The sequence below is a fragment of the Pelomicrobium sp. G1 genome (assembly GCF_051905455.1).
In the GTDB taxonomy this organism is placed as follows: domain Bacteria; phylum Pseudomonadota; class Gammaproteobacteria; order Burkholderiales; family UBA6910; genus Pelomicrobium.
The window spans coordinates 1-246 of record NZ_JBQACR010000505.1 but is presented as its reverse complement, the minus strand read 5'-3'; the positions used below and the strand labels follow the sequence as shown (position 1 = coordinate 246).

The 246-nt window shown below is 59.3% G+C and carries 1 pseudogene; it reads left to right on the top strand.

What is annotated here, in order from left to right:
- Positions 1–230, top strand: a pseudogene (locus tag ACTFO6_RS19405) (MFS transporter); the annotation flags it as partial.
- Positions 231–246: the final 16 nt, after the last annotated feature.

Genomic DNA, 246 nt, shown 5'->3' with positions numbered 1-246 from the left:
CAATTGGACCATTTGTGGGCGCCTCGCTGGCTAAGAGCCACGGTCTGGGATCGGCTCTAGGGGTGTTGTCCGTGGGCTTCGGCCTGATTGTTGTCCTTGGCGTTGGGCTGAATCTGCCACGCAAGCTACAGGCTCTCGTCAACCCAGAGGCCGTCCGACCCGAGGACGGAGATGACCGGTACATCAACAGCGGCGACCTTTCGAGCGAGTTTGCATCCAGCGAGTGCTAAATCGACAGCCAGAACA